The organism is Nonomuraea sp. SBT364 (assembly GCF_001083785.1).
Classification (GTDB): Bacteria; Actinomycetota; Actinomycetes; order Streptosporangiales; family Streptosporangiaceae; genus Nonomuraea.
In genome coordinates this window covers 1-15,613 of sequence record NZ_LAVL01000183.1, presented here as the reverse complement: position 1 = coordinate 15,613, position 15,613 = coordinate 1, and the positions used below count along the sequence as shown (strand labels likewise).

16 protein-coding genes are annotated in these 15,613 nt (G+C 73.0%); 12 read left to right on the top strand and 4 right to left on the bottom strand.

What is annotated here, in order from left to right; translation table 11 throughout:
• Window positions 1-71: 71 nt before the first annotated feature.
• Window positions 72-368, bottom strand: a complete 297-nt coding sequence (locus tag ADY59_RS41090; RefSeq protein WP_049574770.1) for a hypothetical protein — start codon at window positions 366-368, stop codon at window positions 72-74.
• Window positions 337-1,329 (bottom strand): helix-turn-helix transcriptional regulator, encoded by a 993-nt coding sequence (locus ADY59_RS41085; protein WP_049574767.1) that lies wholly within the window; start codon window positions 1,327-1,329, stop codon window positions 337-339. Before ADY59_RS41085 ends, ADY59_RS41090 begins: the two co-directional genes overlap by 32 nt.
• Before the next feature lie 54 nt (window positions 1,330-1,383).
• On the opposite strand from ADY59_RS41085, the gene ADY59_RS41080 reads away from it, so the two are divergent.
• The 9 genes from ADY59_RS41080 (at window position 1,384) to ADY59_RS41040 (ending at window position 12,904) form a co-directional block, all read left to right on the top strand.
• On the top strand, window positions 1,384-2,508 hold the full coding sequence (locus ADY59_RS41080) for an epoxide hydrolase family protein (RefSeq protein ID WP_156326058.1): 1,125 nt from the start codon (window positions 1,384-1,386) through the stop codon (window positions 2,506-2,508).
• 137 nt (window positions 2,509-2,645) lie between these two features.
• Complete coding sequence (locus tag ADY59_RS41075) at window positions 2,646-3,956, top strand: MFS transporter (protein ID WP_049574764.1); 1,311 nt, start codon at window positions 2,646-2,648, stop codon at window positions 3,954-3,956.
• Between the two features lie 3 nt (window positions 3,957-3,959).
• A complete protein-coding gene (locus ADY59_RS41070; protein ID WP_049574772.1) occupies window positions 3,960-5,984 on the top strand; it encodes a molybdopterin oxidoreductase family protein in 2,025 nt (674 codons plus the stop codon).
• Window positions 5,981-7,375: an FAD-dependent oxidoreductase gene (locus tag ADY59_RS41065; protein ID WP_049574762.1), complete on the top strand. Its 1,395-nt coding sequence runs from the start codon at window positions 5,981-5,983 to the stop codon at window positions 7,373-7,375. Before ADY59_RS41070 ends, ADY59_RS41065 begins: the two co-directional genes overlap by 4 nt.
• Window positions 7,372-9,798 (top strand): nitrite reductase large subunit NirB, encoded by a 2,427-nt coding sequence (gene nirB, locus ADY59_RS41060; RefSeq protein ID WP_049574761.1) that lies wholly within the window; start codon window positions 7,372-7,374, stop codon window positions 9,796-9,798. Before ADY59_RS41065 ends, nirB begins: the two co-directional genes overlap by 4 nt.
• Window positions 9,798-10,124, top strand: a complete 327-nt coding sequence (nirD, locus tag ADY59_RS41055) for a nitrite reductase small subunit NirD (RefSeq protein ID WP_049574758.1) — start codon at window positions 9,798-9,800, stop codon at window positions 10,122-10,124. Before nirB ends, nirD begins: the two co-directional genes overlap by 1 nt.
• A 49-nt stretch (window positions 10,125-10,173) precedes the next feature.
• Complete coding sequence (locus ADY59_RS41050; RefSeq protein ID WP_049574755.1) at window positions 10,174-10,908, top strand: class I SAM-dependent DNA methyltransferase; 735 nt, start codon at window positions 10,174-10,176, stop codon at window positions 10,906-10,908.
• Window positions 10,908-11,906 carry an iron-containing redox enzyme family protein gene (locus ADY59_RS41045; RefSeq protein WP_049574752.1) on the top strand — a complete coding sequence of 333 codons (999 nt, stop codon included), beginning with the start codon at window positions 10,908-10,910 and terminating at the stop codon, window positions 11,904-11,906. Before ADY59_RS41050 ends, ADY59_RS41045 begins: the two co-directional genes overlap by 1 nt.
• Window positions 11,906-12,904, top strand: a complete 999-nt coding sequence (locus ADY59_RS41040; RefSeq protein WP_049574750.1) for a glycosyltransferase — start codon at window positions 11,906-11,908, stop codon at window positions 12,902-12,904. The genes ADY59_RS41045 and ADY59_RS41040 overlap by 1 nt, the downstream gene beginning before the upstream one ends.
• Here the strand turns inward: ADY59_RS41040 and ADY59_RS54155 are convergent.
• Entirely contained in the window at window positions 12,836-12,997 is a 162-nt protein-coding gene (locus ADY59_RS54155) for a CDGSH iron-sulfur domain-containing protein (protein WP_442937792.1), read from the bottom strand. The two genes, ADY59_RS41040 and ADY59_RS54155, sit on opposite strands and share 69 nt — an antisense overlap.
• A 459-nt stretch (window positions 12,998-13,456) precedes the next feature.
• Here ADY59_RS54155 and ADY59_RS41035 point away from each other — a divergent pair, with 459 nt between their 5' ends.
• Window positions 13,457-14,017: a YybH family protein gene (locus ADY59_RS41035; RefSeq protein ID WP_156326056.1), complete on the top strand. Its 561-nt coding sequence runs from the start codon at window positions 13,457-13,459 to the stop codon at window positions 14,015-14,017.
• Between the two features lie 56 nt (window positions 14,018-14,073).
• The gene (locus ADY59_RS41030) at window positions 14,074-14,709 is read left to right on the top strand and encodes a class I SAM-dependent methyltransferase (RefSeq protein WP_049574746.1); all 636 of its coding nucleotides are present in this window, start codon (window positions 14,074-14,076) and stop codon (window positions 14,707-14,709) included.
• 4 nt (window positions 14,710-14,713) lie between these two features.
• Here the strand turns inward: ADY59_RS41030 and ADY59_RS41025 are convergent, their stop codons facing one another.
• Complete coding sequence (locus ADY59_RS41025; RefSeq protein WP_049574743.1) at window positions 14,714-14,947, bottom strand: hypothetical protein; 234 nt, start codon at window positions 14,945-14,947, stop codon at window positions 14,714-14,716.
• A 93-nt stretch (window positions 14,948-15,040) separates the two neighbouring features.
• On the opposite strand from ADY59_RS41025, the gene ADY59_RS41020 reads away from it, so the two are divergent.
• On the top strand, window positions 15,041-15,613 hold a 573-nt coding region (locus ADY59_RS41020; protein ID WP_049574741.1), incomplete at its 3' end, for a hypothetical protein.

Sequence of the window (15,613 nt, the reverse complement as noted above, 5' to 3'; positions counted from 1 at the left end):
GAGGGGGAGCGACCCGGGGGCGGTGGGAGGAGAGCAGGCCACGTCCGCGAAGGACATGGCCTGCCCGGTGTTCACACGCCGGAGCCCGCCCGGATCCTCTCCGACTGGCGGGTGGTGTGGCCGTACATCTCCTCCTCCGACTGCGCCTCCGGGCCGTGGGTCTCCTCGATGCGGAGCGCCACGCCCATGCAGAACAGTGTCGGTGCCCACTGGCCGATGAAGATCCCCCAGCGGTCCGCGCGGTCCAGGCCGGCCTTTTCGACGTTCTTGGACGTCATCCAGGTGGCGAAGGACAAACCGATGGAGGCGATTCCTGCCAGGTAGCAGTGGTTCGACTTAATGCCCATCTTGTGGAGCGTTTTGATCATGATTCCCCCCTTGCTGTGATGCTGTTACCCCACGTGACACCCGGTAACCACGGGTTCGTTCCGACAGGGTGCGGAGGGCGGCCAGGAGCTCCGGCGGGCCGTCGACGTCGAAGTCGGCGTCGAGCATGAGAATGTGCAGGGCGAGCCGCATCGGGGTGTCGCCGCCCGCGTGCACCACGCACGCGTGCTCGCCGCGCGGCTCCACCAGCACCGACGGGGGCACGTGCGGGCGGACGGCATCGGCGGGGGCGTGCACGGTCACCGTCGCCCGGTGGCGCATCAGCGCGGTGTCCACGCCCTGCGGCACCACGTCCGCAGGCGGCGCGGGGCGGGGGGTGAAGCGCGGGCCGTGCGGCGTCCGTACCGACAGCCGGTCGGCCCTGAAGGTGCGCCAGTCCGCGCGGTCCACGTCCCAGGCGATCAGGTACCAGCGCCGTCCGGTGTGCACGAGCTTGTACGGTTCGACGTCCCGGACCTGGTCGTCACCGGTGTGCGTGCGGTAGTCGAACCGCAGCCGGTGCCGGTCGCGGCAGGCGGCGGCGACGGCCGTCAGCGTGTCGGTGGGCACGGGCGTGTCCGGGGGGCCGAGCGACACCGTGTGCCGGTGCAGGGCCCCGACCCGGTGGCGGAGGCGGGCCGGGAGCACCTGTTCGAGCTTGACCAGGGCGCGCAGCGCGCTCTCCTCGAAGGCGCCCGCGGTGCGCAGGGCGACGGCGACCGCCACCGCCTCCTCGTCGTCGAGCAGCAGCGGCGGCAGCTTGGCCCCGGCGCCGAGGCGGTAGCCGCCGGCGACGCCGGGCACGGCGTGCACCGGGTAGCCGAGCGTGCGCAGCTTGCCGATGTCGTAGCGGACGGTGCGCGGGCTGACCCGCAGCCGCTCGGCCAGCTCGGCGCCTGACCAGTCGGCCCGTGCCTGGAGCAGCGACAGCAGGCGCAGCAGCCGCGCGGAGGTTTCCAGCATCCCCGCATTCAATCCAGGCAAGGATCTTGCCGCAAGGGCTGCGACGGTGGAGGCATGAGCGAAAAGATCAGGGACTTCCGCATCGACATCCCCCAGGCCGGCCTGGACGACCTGCGCGAGCGGCTGAGCCGTACCCGGCTGCCCGTGCAGACGCCGGGAGCGGGGCCGGAGCGCGGCGTGCCGGTCGGTGACCTGCGCGAGCTGGCCGAGCACTGGGCCACCACCTACGACTGGCGCGCCCACGAGGCAGAGCTCAACGCCCACCCGCAGCACGTCACCACGATCGACGGCCAGGACATCCACTTCCTGCACGTCCGCTCGCCGGAGCCGGACGCCACCCCGCTGATCCTCACGCACGGCTGGCCGGGCTCCGTCGTGGAGTTCCTGGACGTGATCGGCCCGCTGACCGACCCGAAGGCGCACGGCGGCGAGTCGGCCGACGCCTTCCACCTGGTCATCCCGTCGCTGCCGGGCTTCGGCTTCTCGGCCCCGCTCACGAGCGCCGGCTGGACGCTGAACCGCATCGCCCGCGCCTGGGCCGCGCTGATGGCCAGGCTCGGCTACGACCGCTACGGCGCGCAGGGCGGCGACTGGGGGTCGGGCGTGTCGCGCGAGCTGGGCCGAATCGACCCGGAGCACGTGATCGGCGTGCACGTGAACTACCTCATGACCTTCCCCCACGGCGAGGCGGTGGACGGGCTCGGCGAGGAGGACCGGGCCCGGCTCGACGGGCTGGAGCGCTACACCGGGGAGCTCGGCGGATACCTGGCGATCCAGTCCACCCGGCCGCGGACCCTGGCGTTCGGGCTGGCCGACTCACCGGCGGGGCAGCTCGCCTGGATCGCGGAAAAGTTCGCCGAGTGGACCGAGGACGGCGTGGACCGCGACCGGCTGCTCACCAATGTCTCGCTCTACTGGCTGACGAACACGGCGGACTCGGCGGCGCAGATCTACTGGGAGTTCGCGCACGCGTGGAGCATGCCGGAAAGGTCGCCGACGCCTACGGGCGTGGCCGTGTTCGCCCACGACTACGTCAAGCCGGTCCGCGCGCTGGCCGAGCTGACCGACACGATCGTGCACTGGTCGGAGTTCGGGCACGGCGGGCACTTCGCCGCGATGGAGCAGCCGGAGGCGTTCACCGGGGACGTGCGCGCCTTCTTCGGCAAGCTGCGGGATTAACAGCGTGTTTCCGCCGTGACGCATATGTATTGCGTGTTGCCCGGGTGAGTTACATGTAACCGGCGCACAGCCACGGATCGTCAATGTGCGTAACGCCGGATTCCTACGTTCGACCTCACCAGAACGTAGGAGGAACGATGGCGCGCTGGATCGCCGAGTGGCATCCCGACGACGCGGCCTTCTGGCAGCACACGGGCCGGAAGGTCGCCCGCCGGAACCTCGTCTTCTCGATCCTGGCCGAGCATCTCGGCTTCACCGTCTGGACGCTCTGGAGCATCGTGGCCGCCCAGATGGGCTCCTACGACTTCTCGACCGACCAGCTCTTCTGGCTCGTCGCGGTGCCGAACCTGGTCGGTTCGGTGCTGCGGGTGCCCTACACGTTCGGGCCCGCCAGGTTCGGCGGGCGCAACTTCACCGTGGTGAGCGCGCTGCTGCTGATCGTCCCTGCGGTGCTTCTCGGTGTGGCTGTGAGCAGCCCGGACACCCCGTACTGGACGTTCCTCGCCATCGCGGCCGTCGCCGGCGTCGGCGGCGGGAACTTCGCCTCCAGCATGGCCAACATCACCTACTTCTACCCGCGCACCCGGCAGGGCGTCGCGCTCGGGCTGAACGCGGCCGGTGGCAACATCGGCGTCAGCTCGGTGCAGCTGGTGATGCCGCTGGTGATCGGGGCGTTCGGGCTGGCGGCGGCGGGCTGGTTCTGGGTGCCGTTCATCGTGGTGGCGGCGGGCTGCGCCTACTTCTTCATGGACAACCTGTCCAGCGCCAAGGCCAGCCCGCGCGAGCAACTGGCGGTCGCGGGCCGGGCGCAGACGTGGATCATGTCCTTCCTGTACGTGGGCACGTTCGGCTCGTTCATCGGCTACTCGACCGCGTTCCCGCTGCTGAGCATGAGCCTGTTCCCGGATGCGCCGTGGACGGCGGTGGCGTTCGCCGGGCCGCTGGTCGGGTCGCTGGTCAGGCCCGCGGGCGGCTGGCTGGCCGACCGGCTCGGCGGCGCGCCGGTCACGCTGTGGAACTTCGCGGCCATGGGCGCCGGCGTCGTGCTGGTCTGGCTCGCCTCCGCCTCCGGCGGCTTCTGGCCGTTCTTCCTCGCCTTCCAGATCCTCTTCCTGACGGCCGGGATCGGGAACGGCTCCACGTACCGGATGATCCCGGCCATCTTCCAGGCCAAGGCCGTAGCCGAGCGCGGCACCGGCGAGGAGGCGCTGCTGTACGGCAAGCGGCAGGCGTCGGCGGCGATCGGGATCATCTCCGCGGTCGGGGCGCTGGGCGGGTTCCTCATCAACCGGGCGTTCGGCATGTCGTTCGCCGCGACGGGCAGCCCGGCGGTGGCGTTCGCCGCGTTCGGCGCCTTCTACGCCGCCTGCTTCGCGCTGACCTGGTGGTGCTACACGCGCACCGTCGGCGTGACGCGGATCGCCTCCCTAGCGCATGCGCGGGTGTGAGTGATGAGCGTCGACACCCACTGCCCGTACTGCGCCCTGCAGTGCGGGATGGCGATCCGCGCCGAGGGGACCGAGGTGACGATCACCCCGCGGACCGACATCCCGGCCAACGCCGGCGGCGCGCTCTGCCAGAAGGGCTGGACCGCCGCCGAGCTGCTCACCAACGGTGAGCGACTGACCGGCCCGCTCCTGCACGGGAACCCGGTGTCCTGGGAGGAGGCGCTCGACCACGTGGCGGAGCGCCTCGGCGCTCTCAGGGACGAGCACGGCCCCGACGCCGTGGCCGTGTTCGGCGGGGGCGGGCTCACCAACGAGAAGGCGTACCTGCTGGGCAAGCTCGCCAGGGTCGCGCTCGGCACCAGCCAGATCGACTACAACGGCCGCTTCTGCATGTCGTCGGCCGCCGCCGCGTCGATCCGGGCGTTCGGCCTGGACCGGGGGATGCCGTTCCCCGTCACCGACCTGGCCGGCGCCGACGTGGTGCTGCTGGCGGGCGCGAACCCGGCCGAGACGATGCCGCCGTTCGTGCGCCACCTGGAGGGGGCGCGGCTCATCGTCATCGACCCGCGCCGCACCGCGACCGCCCGGCTGGCCTGGCTGCACCTGAGGCCGGCGCCCGGCACCGACCTCGCGCTCGCGCTCGGCCTGCTGCACCTGGCCGTGGCCGAGGACCTCGTCGACGTGCCGTACGTCGCCGGGCGCACCACCGGGTTCGAGGAGGTGCGCACCTCGCTCGCCTCCTGGTGGCCCGAGCGGGTCGAGCGGATCACCGGCGTGCCGGTGCAGCGCATGCGCGAGGCCGTGCGCGCTCTCGCGTTCGCGCGGAACGCGTACGTGCTCACCGGGCGCGGCGCCGAGCAGCACGCCAAGGGCACCGACACGGTCAGCGCGTTCATCAACCTGGCGCTCGCGCTCGGCCTGCCCGGCCGGGCGGGCTCGGGCTACGGGTGCCTCACCGGGCAGGGCAACGGGCAGGGCGGCCGCGAGCACGGGCAGAAGGCCGACCAGCTCCCCGGTTACCGCAAGATCGACGACCCGGCGGCGCGCGAGCACGTCGCGGGCGTGTGGGGAGTGCGGCCGGAGGACCTGCCGGGGCCGGGACGCTCGGCGTACGAGCTGCTCGACGCCCTCGGCACGCCCGGCGGGCCGCGCGCGATGCTGCTGTTCGGCTCCAACCCGGTCGTGTCCGCGCCCGACTCCGCCAGGATCGCCGACCGGATCAGGGCGCTCGACCTGCTCGTCGTCTGCGACGTGGTGATGTCGGAGACGGCGGCGCTGGCCGACGTGGTGCTCCCGGTCACCCAGTGGGCCGAGGAGACCGGCACGATGACGAACCTCGAAGGCCGCGTCCTGCTGCGCCGCCAGGCCGTCGCGCCGCCGCCCGGCGTGCGCGGCGACCTGGAGGTCATCGCCGGGCTGGCCCGCCGGCTGGGCCACGACTTCGCCGACGAGCCCGGCAAGGTGTTCGAGGAGCTGCGCCGGGCCAGCGCCGGCGGGCCGGCCGACTACGCGGGCATCACCTACGAGCGGATCGCCGACGAGACCGGCGTGTTCTGGCCCTGCCCGGATCCGGAGCACGCCGGCACCCCCCGGCCGTTCCTGGACTCCTTCCCCACGCCCGACGGCCGGGCCAGGTTCGTGCCCGTCGAGCACCGGCCGCCGGCCGAGGACATCGACGACGACTACCCCGTCTACCTGACGACGGGCCGCGTGCTCGCGCACTACCAGAGCGGCGCGCAGACCCGCAGGATCGCCTCCCTGACCGCCGCCGTGCCCGAACCGTACGTGGAGCTCCACCCCGACCTGGCCGACCGGCTGGCGATCGAGGCGGGGGACCTGGTGCGGGTGACCAGCAGGCGCGGCGCGGGAGAGGGAGTGGCCAGGATCAGCGACGCGATCAGGAGCGACACCGTGTTCATGCCCTTCCACTGGGAGGGGGCGAACCGGCTGACCAACCCGGCCCTCGACCCCACGTCCCGGATGCCGGAGTTCAAGGTCTGCGCCGTACGGGTGGAGCGGGTCGCATGAGACTCGTCGTGGTGGGCAACGGCATGGCCGGCTCCCGGCTGGTCGGCGAGGTGCGGGCACGCGACCCGCGCGTCTCGATCACCGTGTTCGGCGCCGAGCACGGCCGCCCCTACAACCGGGTGCTGCTGTCGAACGTGCTCGCCGGCAAGGCCAGGCCCGAACAGCTCGGCCTGCACGACCTGTCCTGGTACGCCGCCAACCGGGTCGAGGCCGCCCTCGGCAGCGAGGTCGCCTGGATCGACAGGGAGGCCCGCGCCGTGCACACCGCCGACGGCCGGCGCGAGCCGTACGACCTGCTCGTGCTCGCCACCGGCAGCGAGGCCATCGTGCCGCCGATCCCGGGCGTCGAGCGGGCCATCCCGTTCCGCACGCTCGACGACTGCGACCGCATACTCAAGGCCGCCGAGCACAGCCGCCGCGCCGTCGTCGTGGGCGGCGGGCTGCTCGGCATCGAGGCGGCCCGCGGCCTGGCCGGGCGCGGCCTGCCCGTCACGCTGCTGCACCTGGCCGGCCACCTGATGGAACGCCAGCTCGACGCGGAGGCCGGGCTGGTGCTCGGCGAGACCCTGGCCGGGCTCGGCGTCGAGACCCGCACCGGGGTGCTCGCCGAGTCCGTCGAGGAGACGGGCGTCCGGCTGGCCGGCGGCGAACTGGTCGAGGGCGACCTGGTCGTGCTCGCCTGCGGCGTCCGCCCGCTGACCGCGCTCGCCGCCGAGGCCGGGCTGGAGGTGCGGCGCGGCGTCGTGGTGGACGACGAGCTGCGCACCGACGACCCGTCGATCTTCGCCATCGGCGAGTGCGCCGAGCACGACGGCACCGTCTACGGGCTGGTCGCGCCCGCCTGGGAGCAGGCGTCCGTGGCCGCCGACGTGATCACCGGGGGCAAGACGCGGTACCGGGGCTCGCGGCTGGTCACCCGGCTCAAGGCGAGCAGCGTCGAGCTGGCCGCCATGGGCGAGACGCAGCTCACCGACGAGCACGCCGAGGTGGTGCGCTTCAGCCACCGGGCCCAGGGCACCTATCGCAAGCTCGTCATCCGCGACGACCGCCTGGTCGGCGCGATCCTGCTGGGCGACAGCGACGCCGTCGGCACGCTCACCCAGCTCTTCGACCGCGGCGGTCCGGTGCCCGGCGACCGGGCCGGGCTGCTGTTCCCGGGGCTGTCGGCCGCGCCGGTCGCCGACAGCCCGGTGCTGATGCCCGACGCGGCCAAGGTGTGCCAGTGCAACAACGTGACCAAGGGTCAGATCCGGGCCTGCTGGGAGGCGGGCGCCAGGGACGTGGCCGGAGTGGCCGCCGCCACCCGCGCCACGACCGGCTGCGGCACCTGCCGTGACGCCGTGGCGGGCATCGTCGGCTGGCTGTGCGAACAGGAAGGGGTCTCCGCATGAAGAAGATCGTCGTGGCCGGGTTCGGCCCGGCAGCACACCGGCTCGTGGAGGCGCTGCAGCAGCGGGGCTTCGACGGCCGCGTCACGGTCATCGGCGAGGAGCCGCGCCCGGCCTACGACCGGGTGGCGCTGACCTCGTACCTGTCGGGGGTGAGTGCCGAGGACCTGGCCTACCCCGTGCCGTCCACGGCGGTGACCAGGCTGAACAGCCGCGTCACCGGCATCGACCGGGAGGCCCGCGTGGTCACCGTCGAGGGCGGCGAGCCGGAGCCCTACGACGTGCTCGTGCTGGCCACCGGGTCGGCGCCGTTCGTGCCGCCGGTGCCGGGGGCCGAGCACGCGTTCGTCTACCGCACGATCGACGACCTGGACGCGATCAGGATGGCGGCCAAGGAGGCCACCGACGGCGTCGTCGTCGGCGGCGGGCTGCTCGGCCTGGAGGCCGCCGACGCGCTGCGCGCGCTCGGCCTGCGCACCCACATCGTCGAGATGAGCCCGTGGCTGATGCCCCGTCAGGTGGACGAGGGCGGCGGCTCGGTGCTCAAGTCGCACATCGAGCAGCTCGGGCTGAGCGTGCACGCCGGCGCCGGCGTCCAGGAGATCGTCACCGACGACCGGGGGCGGGTGGCCGGGCTGCGCAAGCCCGACGGCACGCTCATCGACGCCGGGGTCGTCGTCTTCTCCGCGGGCATCCGGCCGCGCGACGAGCTGGCCAGGGCGAGCGGCCTGGAGGTGGGAGAGCGGGGCGGCGTCGTCGTCGACTCCGGCATGCGCACCTCCGACCCGGACATCTACGCCATCGGCGAGTGCGCGCTGGCGGGCGGCATGGTGTACGGGCTGGTCGGGCCGTGCTTCACGATGGCCGAGGTCGCGGCCGACCGGATCATGGGCGGCGACGGCACGTTCGGCGGCGCCGACCTGTCCACCAAGCTCAAGCTGCTCGGGGTCGAGGTGGCCCAGTTCGGCGCCATGACCGGGGCGCTCGACGTGACCTACATGGACCCGGTCGCCGGCGTCTACAAGAAGCTGTTCATCAGCGACGACGCCCGGACGCTGCTCGGCGGCATCTGCGTCGGCGACGCCGCGCCGTACACCTCGCTGCGCTCGTTCGTCGGCAAGCCGCTGCCCGCGCCGCCGTCCGACCTGCTGTTCACCGGCGGCGGCGCGAACCTCGACCTGCCCGACGACGCGCAGGTCTGCTCGTGCAACAACGTCAGCGCGGGCACGGTGCGCACCGCCATCGCCGACCAGGGCTGCGCCGACGTGCCCGGCCTCAAGGCGTGCACCCGAGCCGGAACCACCTGCGGCAGCTGCGTCCCGATGCTCAAGCAGCTCCTGGAGAAGTCCGGCGTCGAGGTCAGCAAGAACCTGTGCGAGCACTTCGCCCACTCCCGCGCCGAACTGTTCGACATCGCCAGGGTGCGCGGCATCACCACGTTCTCCGAGCTCATCGCCCAGCACGGGCAGGGCCGGGGCTGCGACATCTGCAAGCCGGCCGTCGCCTCCATCCTCGCCTCGCTGCACAACGGGCACGTGCTCGACGGCGAACGCGCCGCGCTCCAGGACACCAACGACGCCTTCCTGGCCAACATCCAGAAGAACGGCACGTACTCGGTCGTGCCCCGCATCCCGGGCGGCGAGATCACCCCGGACAAGCTCATCGTCATCGGCGAGGTCGCCCGCGACTTCGGCCTCTACACGAAGATCACCGGCGGGCAGCGGATCGACCTGTTCGGCGCCCGCGTCGAGCAGCTGCCGGAGATCTGGCGGCGGCTGGTGGACGCCGGGTTCGAGTCCGGCCACGCGTACGGCAAGGCGCTGCGCACGGTCAAGTCGTGCGTCGGCTCCACCTGGTGCCGCTACGGCGTGCAGGACTCCGTCGGCCTGGCCATCGCGCTGGAGCTGCGTTACCGGGGCCTGCGCTCGCCGCACAAGCTGAAGTCGGCCGTCTCCGGCTGCGCCCGCGAGTGCGCCGAGGCCCGTTCCAAGGACTTCGGGATCATCGCCACCGAGCAGGGCTGGAACCTCTACGTCGGCGGCAACGGCGGCTTCAAGCCCCGTCACGCCGACCTGCTCGCCGGCGACCTGACCACCGATGAGCTCATCAGGACCATCGACCGGTTCCTGATGTTCTACATCCGCACCGCCGACCGGCTGCAACGCACCTCGACCTGGCTGGAGTCGCTCGACGGCGGCCTCGACTACCTGCGCTCGGTGATCGTCGACGACGCGCTCGGCATCTGCGCCGACCTCGACGCGCACATGGAGCGGCACGTCGCCACGTACGTCGACGAGTGGCGGGCGACCCTGGACGACCCGGACAAGCTGTCCCGGTTCGTCAGCTTCGTCAACGCTCCTGGCGTGCCTGACCCGTCCATCGTTTTCGCCGCCGAGCGCGGCCAGATCAAGCCGGTGGTGGCCTGATGACCTGGGTGAACGTCTGCGGATACCAGAACCTGCCGCCCGAGCGCGGCGTGTGCGCGCTCGTCGGCGACCGTCAGGTGGCGCTCTTCCGCACCCACGACGGCGCCGTGCACGCGCTGGGCAACCTCGACCCGTTCAGCGGCGCGTACGTGCTCTCGCGCGGCATCGTCGGCACCAGGAAGGGCGAGCCGACCGTCGCCTCGCCGCTGCACAAGCAGGTGTTCTCCCTGGTCACCGGGCACTGCCTGGACGAGCCGGAGATCACCGTGCCCGTCTACCACGTCCGCCTCGACGGTGATCTCGTGCAGGTGGCCGTGAGCGTTTAACGGGCACCGCCCCGGGCATTCACGTGCTGAAACTCGGGGGAGGTGCGGGATGCCCGCGTTCGACGCATCCGCTTACGGCCGCGGCATCGCCGACATCTACGACGCCACCGTGCGCGACCTGCCCACCGAGCAGGCCGTCACCCTGCTGCACGAGCTCGCCGGCGGCGGGCCGGTGCTGGAGTTCGGCATCGGCACCGGGCGGCTGGCCCTGCCGCTGGCCGCCCGCGGCCTGGAGGTCGCGGGCATCGACGGCTCGCCGGAGATGGTCGAGGTGCTGCGCGGCAAGGCCGGCGGCGACCGCGTCCCGGTCACGATCGGCGACTTCTCCGCCGCCACCGCCGAGGGCTCCTACGCGCTCGTCGTGCTGGCGGCCAACACGATCTACGCCCTGCCGTCGCAGGAGGCGCAGGTCGCGTGCTTCCGCAACGCCGCCGCCCACCTGCGGCCCGGCGGCCGGTTCGTCGTCGAGGCGTGGGTGCCCGACCCGGCCGCCTTCCACGACGGCGCCGCGCTGCGGCTGCTGTCGATGACCGACGACGCCGTCGTCGCCGAGGCGGCCGTGCTCTCCCCGGCCGGGCAGCACATGCGCACCACCCGCATCCGGCTGACCGCCGACGGGGTGCGGCTGCTGCCCGCCGACCACCGCTACGCCTGGCCCGCCGAGCTGGACCTGATGGCCCGGCTGGCCTCGATGGAGCGCGAGCATCGCTGGTCGGACTGGGCGCGCACCCCGTTCGGCGACGACAGCCGCGCGCACGTGTCCGTCTACCGCCGGAGTGCCTGATGCGCCTGCCCGCCGCCCGGGGCCCGATCAGTGACCAGCTCTTCTCCCGCCTCACCGGGCCGCCCGGGAAAGTCGGCCCGCTGGATCCGGGCCCGCTGCCGCTCGGCGACGACGATCTGCAGCTCGCCCTGTTCGCCTGCTACGAGCTGCACTACCAGGGCTTCGAGGAGGTGGACGAGCGCTGGGAGTGGGAGCCGTCGCTGCTGCGGGCGCGCGCCGGGCTGGAGCGGGGCTTCGAGGACGCGCTCGCGCTCGCCGTGCCCCGGCCCGCGCCGGTCGACCCCCAGCACGTGCGGCGGGCGCTCACCGCGCTCGCCGTCGGCGCCGAGGGGCCGCCGCTGTCGCAGTTCCTCCAGCGCACCGCCGACCTCGGCCAGTTCCGCGAGTTCGCCGTCCACCGGTCGATCTACCACCTGAAGGAGGCCGACCCGCACACCTGGGCGATCCCGCGGCTGCACGGCCGGGCCAAGGCGGCGCTGGTCGAGATCCAGGCTGATGAGTACGGCGGCGGCCGGCGCGAGCGCATGCACTCCGAGCTGTTCCGCACCACCCTGCGCGGGCTCGGCCTCGACGACTCCTACGGCGCCCACCTCGGCCGCGTCCCCGGCATCACGCTCGCGATCTCCAACGCGATGTCGCTGTTCGGCCTGCACCGGAGGCTGCGCGGCGCCCTCGCCGGCCACCTGGCCGCGCTGGAGATGACCTCCTCGCTGCCCAACCGCCGCTACGCCACCGGCCTGCGCCGCCTCGGCGGCGAAGCCGCCGCCACCCGCTTCTACGAGGAGCACGTGCAGGCCGACGCCGTGCACGAGCAGATCGCCGCCAACGACCTGTGCGGCGGCCTCGCCGCCGCCCACCCCTCGCTCACCGGCGACATCCTGTACGGCGCGGCCTGCGCGCTCACCCTCGAACGCCTGTGGGCCGGGCATGTGATGGACTGCTGGGAACGCGGCGTCTCCTCGCTGGCGGAGCTGGAGAGCGCCGTCGCGAGCCCGTGATGGACCTCGACCTGGACCTCGACCTCGAGTACGTGCTGCCGCTGCGCTGGGACGACGACGCCGGCCTGGACGAGCTGACCGCCTACCTGCGTACGCTCTCCCGGCACGCGCGGGTGGTCGTGGTCGACGGCAGCCCGGCCGCCCTGTTCGACCGGCACGCCCGCCGCTGGCGCGGCCTCGTCGACCACGTGCGGCCCGACGCCGGTCTCGGCTACGCCAACGGGAAGGTCTCCGGTGTCACCACCGGCCTGCGCCTGGCCCGCGCCGGGCACGTCGTCATCGCCGACGACGACGTCCGCTACGACCCGGCCGGGCTCGCCGGGATGCGGCGGCTGCTCGGCGGGGCCGACCTGGTGCGGCCGCAGAACTACTTCTCCCCGCTGCCCTGGCACGCCCGCTGGGACACCGCCCGCACCCTGCTCAACCGGGCGTTCGGCGCCGACTACCCGGGCACCTTCGGCATCCGGCGCGACTTCTTCCTGGGCATGGGCGGCTACGACGGGAACGTCCTGTTCGAGAATCTGGAGCTCATCCGCACCGTCCGCGCGCGCGGCGGGCGTGTGGTCTCCGCGCCCGGCCTCTACGTGCGCCGCCTGCCGTGCCGGGCCGGGCGCTTCTGGTCGCAGCGGGTCCGGCAGGCCTACGACGACCTCGCGCAGCCGCTGCGGATGGCCGCGTTCCTGGCGGTGCTGCCCGCCGTGGCCACCGCCCTGGCCCGCCGCCGCCACGCCACGCTGGCCGTGGCCGCCGCCGTCACCGTGGCGGTCGCCGAACTCGGCCGCCGCCGTTGCGGGGGCCACCGGGTCTTCCCCGGGACGTCGTCCATGTTCGCCCCGGTCTGGGTGGTCGAGCGGGGCGTCTGCAGCTGGCTCGCCCTGGCCGCCGCGCTCACCGGCGGCGTCCCGTACGCGGGACGGAGGCTGCGCCGGTCAGCCAACTCCGTCCGCAGGCTCCGACTCCTGGCCGGTGGGGGCGCGGAAACCGGCCGTCTTGTGTGAGCCGTCGCAGAACGGCTTGGCCGCCGAGTGGCCGCACCGGCACAAGGCCACCGTGGCCCGGCCGGGCGGAATGCGCTCACCCTCCTGGGTCATCAGCTCGAACGGCCCCCGGATGAGCAGCGGGCCGTCCTCGCAGGGGGTAACTATGACCGTTTCGTCCGACATTTGCATCGGCTGCCCGATATGACGCGCGGGAAACGTGCGTCAGGGGCGGCGGGTCGTCTCCGCCGGCGGGAAAACGTGCGCGCCCAAATGGGCAGGTGGGAGGACGCATCGCCGCCCCGAGTCGGCGGTGGCGCAGCGCTCGGCGTCGTCACGCTGCGGCAGAGGCTCGGCGGGCGGGGCAGAATTCGCCTTGATATGCGGCACTAGAGGGACGGTATCGGCGGCGCGCCGGGGAACGGGTCTCAGTGGCGCAACGATCAGACCTCTGAACGATCTCGCCGAATTCTGTGAATCTCCGGGTGAGAAAATACCGCGCACGTTAAAAGGGTCGTGCGAACTGGATAAAGAGCGCATTCGCCCTTGATCGGGGCGGGAATCAAAGCGGCCATGAGCATGAATTCTCTGCGCAGGGGCCTCCTGCTGGCCGCGATCGTACCGGCCCTCCTCACCGCCGGCTGCGCCGCGGGCGGCAGCGGGCAAGCGATGAAGGGCGCCGCGAGCCCGGCGTCGCCCACCGCCACCGACACGGGCATGACGCCCACCGATACCGGGTCACCGATGGAGACCGGCACCGACACCGGCAGCCCGTCACCCACCGACACCGGCGCCGGGCAGGGATCACCCCGCGGCGTCGTGGAAAGCTTCTACAAGGCGCTCGAAGCGGGCAACGCCGACCAGGTCGTGAAGATGTTCACCTCCGACGCCGTGGCCGCCGTGGCCGGTGAGCAGACGGCCGAGGGCACGCAGGCGCTGACCACCCTGTTCGAGGGCATGGGCGAGGGCCAGGGCGGCTCGCCGACGATCGAGGAGTCGCAGGTCGCCGGCAAGCAGGCGTTCGTCCGCGCCACCAGCGGCCAGGGCAGCGACGAGACGCGCGCGTTCTTCCTGCTCACGCAGGACGACGGCTCCTGGAAGATCGACCGCTACATGAGCAACAGCCCTTCCTGAGGCATCCGGCGAGCGCCCGGCACCCTGCCGGGCCCGCCCGGACCTACGCTGGGAACATGCAGGACCTTTCGCGGTTTCAGCACCCACGCTTCGCACGCACCTACAAGCGGATGAGCGAGCGGGCCGATCCCGCGACCGCCGAGCTGCGCGGGCGCCTGCTCGCGGGGCTGACCGGCCGGGTCCTGGAGATCGGCGCGGGCAACGGGCTCAACTTCCCGCACTACCCGGCCGGGGTGCGCGAGGTCGTCGCCGTCGAACCCGACCACCTGCTGCGCGCCTCGGCCGAACAGGCCGCGGCCCGGGCCCCGGTGCCCGTCGAGGTGGTGCCCGGGCACGCCGGCGCGCTGCCGGACGGGCCCGGCTCCTACGACGCCGTCGTGCTGTCGCTGGTGCTCTGCTCCGTGCCCGACCAGGCGGCCACCCTCGCCGAGGTGCGGCGGGTGCTCGTGCCCGGCGGCGAGCTGCGCTTCTTCGAACACGTGCGCTCGCCCCGGCGGGTGCGCGCTGTCCTGCAGGATCTGATCACCCCGCTGTGGCGGCGCCTCGGCGGCGGCTGCCACCCCAACCGCGACACCGCCGCCGCCATCCGGGCCGCCGGACTGCTGGTCGAGGAGCAGGACCGGTTCGCCCACCGGCCGATGCCCGGCAGCCCCACGCTCACCCACATCCTCGGCCGGGCACGCAACCCGTGACCGGTCAGCCGCCCGGCATGCGCGGCGAGATGCGCCGCTGATCCACCAGGGCCAGATAGACGGCGAACGCGCCGTGGGTCCACATCTGCGCCTGCGCGTCGGTCAGCATGACCTCCTCGCCCTCGTGCGTCACGAGCACGTAGCCGTCCAGCGGCGCCCGCCGCCAGGCCAGCAGCATGCTCTCGTAGACGAGCACGTCGAGCATCGCGCCCAGGTATTCGCGTCCGGTGGCGAACACGACGGAGCCTCCTCGCTCCCCGAGTCCTCCCATTCTGCGTCGTCCGGCGGAACTCTGGGCGCGTGGCCGGTGTATCCAGGGCGGAGGTGTCACATGAGAAGACTTCTGATCATCCTGGCAGCCGTCCTGCTGGCCGCCGGTGGGCCGCTCGCCGCCCCCGGCGCGGCCGCCGGCGGATTCGCGGTGACGTATCTCGACCCGCTCCCGGGCAAGCTCGTCCCCGGCACGTCGTACACCGTCGGGTTCTGGGTGCTGCAGCACGGCAACCACCCGTTCCAGGGCGACCTCGGCGCCACCGGGCTCCGGCTGACGGACGCCGGCGGCCAGGCCACCCTGTTCCCGGGCACCGCGCTGCCCGAGGCCGGCCACTACGCCACCGCACTCAACGTGCCCAAGGGGACATACCGGGTGGACGGCATCCAGGGGCTGTTCGAGCCGTTCGCCGTGGGCACCCTGACCGTGCCTGGCGGCATCGAGCTCAACCCGCTCCAGCCCGGCCTGGTCCGCGCCCTGGACGAGCCCCAGACCTACTGGGGCGCCATCCGCCCCCCGGGCTTCCCCGAGGGCGACGGCCCTTCCAAGCCCGGGACCACCCGGCCGGGTGGTGCGGAAGCGGGCAGCGGTGAGCCGGGTGGTGCCGACGCGGGCGTGGCGGGGGCTGGGGCG